The organism is Candidatus Binatia bacterium (genome assembly GCA_036382395.1).
In the GTDB taxonomy this organism is placed as follows: domain Bacteria; phylum Desulfobacterota; class Binatia; order HRBIN30; family HRBIN30; genus JAGDMS01.
In genome coordinates, this window is record DASVHW010000106.1 from 1 (window position 1) to 2,993 (window position 2,993).

At 61.6% G+C, this 2,993-nt stretch carries 3 protein-coding genes; all 3 read left to right on the forward strand.

Features of this window, described 5'->3' with window-relative positions:
* Positions 1-879, forward strand: an 879-nt coding sequence (locus VF515_05005; GenBank protein HEX7406994.1) for a DUF3883 domain-containing protein, incomplete at its 5' end; no start/stop codon positions are given.
* A 76-nt stretch (positions 880-955) separates the two neighbouring features.
* Positions 956-2,704 carry an AAA family ATPase gene (locus tag VF515_05010; GenBank protein ID HEX7406995.1) on the forward strand — a complete coding sequence of 583 codons (1,749 nt, stop codon included), beginning with the start codon at positions 956-958 and terminating at the stop codon, positions 2,702-2,704.
* Positions 2,705-2,766: 62 nt separating this feature from the next.
* A partial coding sequence (locus VF515_05015; protein ID HEX7406996.1) for a hypothetical protein occupies positions 2,767-2,993 on the forward strand: 227 nt, incomplete at its 3' end.

Sequence of the window (2,993 nt, forward strand, 5' to 3'; positions counted from 1 at the left end):
CGGCACCTGCAGTACGCGCCGTACCTTGACTACCGACCGCTCGCGGCCGACGAGCCCGGCGTAGATGCCTTCCTTGCGCGTCCGGAGTGTGCCTGGATCAGCCGCGAGCTGGAGCAGAAGGCACAGGGCCACGCCATCGCGCACGTCGTGCCGGAACATCTGGCGGAGGTCCGCTCGCGCAAGCTGGGCCTCATCGCCAAGACGGAAGCCGCAGTGAAGGATCGGCTCACCAAGGAGATCAGTTACTGGGATCACCGGGCAGAGCAGCTCAAGCTGCAGGAGCAGGCGGGCAAGCCCAACGGCCGCCTCAACTCCGGCGAGGCAAGAAAGCGCGCGGACCTGCTGCAGGCGCGTCTCGAGAAGCGAATGGAGGAGCTGAAGCTAGAGCAGCAAATCTCACCACTGCCACCCGTGGTCCTTGGCGGCTTGCTGGTGGTGCCAGCGGGTCTGATTGCGAAGATGATCGGCCGCTCGGCCCGAACACCTGCGGCCTCGCCCGACACGCAGGCCGCTGCGGCGCGCGCCCGCGCGATCGTGATGGAGATCGAGAGCCGCCTGGGCTTTGAGCCGACTGACCGCGAGACCGAAAAGCTTGGCTACGACGTCGAAAGCCGCATCCCTGGCACGGGGCGATTGCGCTTCATCGAGGTGAAGGGTCGCATCACCGGCGCCGATACAATCACGGTGACCAGGAACGAGATCCTCTACTCCCTCAACAAGCCCGACGACTTCATTCTGGCAATTGTGGAGTTCATGGACGGCGACGCGCATCGCGTTCACTACGTGCACCGCCCCTTTCACCGAGAACCTGACTTCGGAGTGACCAGTGTGAACTACGATTTCACGGAGCTGCTGGCACGGGCGGATGCGCCGCGATGAGCCGGGACCGCCTGGAGGACCGCCGCTATCGACGCTCTGTTGGGTTTCCGGGCCGGTTCCGCTAAGAACGAGTGCAATGCTGACGAAGTTGATCGCCCGTAACTTCAAGCGCTTTGGAGCGGTCGAGATCGAACTCGGCAACCCCGTCGTCCTCATCGGACCGAACAACTCGGGAAAGACCACCGCCCTGCAGGCACTGGCCCTGTGGGACATCGGACTTCGTCGTTGGAACGAGAAGCGGGCAGGAAAGGCGACGCCGGAGAAGCGGCCAGGCGTCACCATAAACCGCCGGGATTTGATTGCCGTTCCTGTTCCTGACGCCAACCTGCTATGGCGCGATCTGCATGTGCGCGACGTGCAGAAGGTGAACGGCAAGCAGGAGACGAAGAACATCCGGATCGACATCACGGTTGAGGGGGTGACTGAGGACAAACCGTGGGCGTGCGGGCTGGAATTCGACTACGCCAACGAGGAGTCATTCTACTGCCGGCTGCTGCGCCGTTCTGAAGACAAGAATCCAGAGCGAATGTCCCTCCCGGACGAGTGCACTGACATCCGCGTAGCCTTTCTGCCACCCATGTCAGGCTTGTCGGCGAGCGAAACCCGACTCGATCCAGGCGCGATCAACGTTCGACTCGGCGAAGGGCGAACCGCAGAAGTTCTACGCAACCTCTGCTTCCAGATTCTGAGTGGCGAAGACGGCGAGGAGCGTTGGAAGCGCGTGCGCGAGCGGATTAAGAACCTGTTCGGCATTGCGCTGGATGAGCCAACTTACATCGCCGAGCGGGGCGAGATTACGATGACCTACCGCGAGGCGTCGGGTGTGCGGCTAGATCTTTCGTCGTCAGGCAGGGGATTGCAGCAGACACTGTTGCTGCTTGCCCACCTCGCGGTGAACCCCGGCTCGGTCCTACTTCTCGACGAGCCGGACGCCCATCTCGAAATCCTGCGGCAACGGCAAATCTACCAGGTGCTCACCGAAGCTGCACGCGAGCAGCGGAGCCAAATCATTGCGGCAAGCCATTCGGAGGTCATCCTCAATGAGGCGGCCGATCGCGATGTCGTGGTGGCCTTCGTCGGCAAGCCGCATCGTATCGACGACCGTGGGAGTCAGCTGCTGAAATCGCTGAAGGAGATCGGCTTCGAACACTATTACCAAGCCGAGCAAGTGGGCTGGGTCCTGTATCTTGAAGGCTCCACCGATCTTGCCATCCTGCGGGCGTTTGCGGACACGCTTGAACACCCGGTGCGCGTCATCCTGGAGCGACCGTTCGTGCATTACATTCAGAACCAGCCGCAGCGGGCGCGCGACCACTTCTATGGCTTGCGTGAAGCGAAGGCAGACTTGGTCGGCTTTCTGCTCTGCGACCGGCTCGACCGCGCGCTGCAGCCGACCCCGGAGCTGCGGGAACAGATGTGGCATCGGCGCGAGATTGAGAATTACCTCTGTCAGCCGGACACGCTCCTGTCGTACGCCGAGTCGTCAAGCGAGGAAGCGGCGGCGGGGCCCCTGTTCAAACGATCTGAGGCGGAGCGGCGACGCCGCGTTATGCAAGAGTGCATCGAGGACTTCGTGCCGCGCGCTGCGCTCCGCGATCATTCGGACACTTGGTGGATGAACACGAAGGCGAGTGACGACTTCCTCGATCGGTTGTTCGTTGCGTTCTTCAAGAAGCTCAGTCTGCCGAATCTGTTGCAGAAGACTGACTACCATGTGCTAGCGCGCTACGTGCCGCGCGTTCAGATCGATCCCGAGGTGAGTCAGGTACTCGACACCATCGTGGATGTGGCGTCACGAGCAAAGCCTGCGGGCGAGATACCGTAACGATGTCGACGTTTCGCTATCGCCCGAGCGGGCGCGTTCGACATTGACTGAGCACTTTCCGGATGGAGTGGTTGTCGCATTACATCGATCTCGGCATCGTTGGGGTCATCTCATCGTTGTTCACGTCCTTTCTGGCCCGTAGGCGGTTCATCTCGGAACGTTGGTGGGAACGCAAGGCCGAGGCGTATACGCGCATTCTCGATGCGCTGGTCCACATGCATCGGTACTACGAAGCGTTGTCGGACGACTACATGGGAGAGGCCAAACTCTCGGAGGAACGGAAGGGAGA

Bases quoted from the DNA above. Each gene is read 5' to 3' on its own strand.
- VF515_05010 (HEX7406995.1), top strand. From the start codon at position 956: ATGCTGACGAAGTTGATCGCCCGTAACTTCAAGCGCTTTGGAGCGGTC.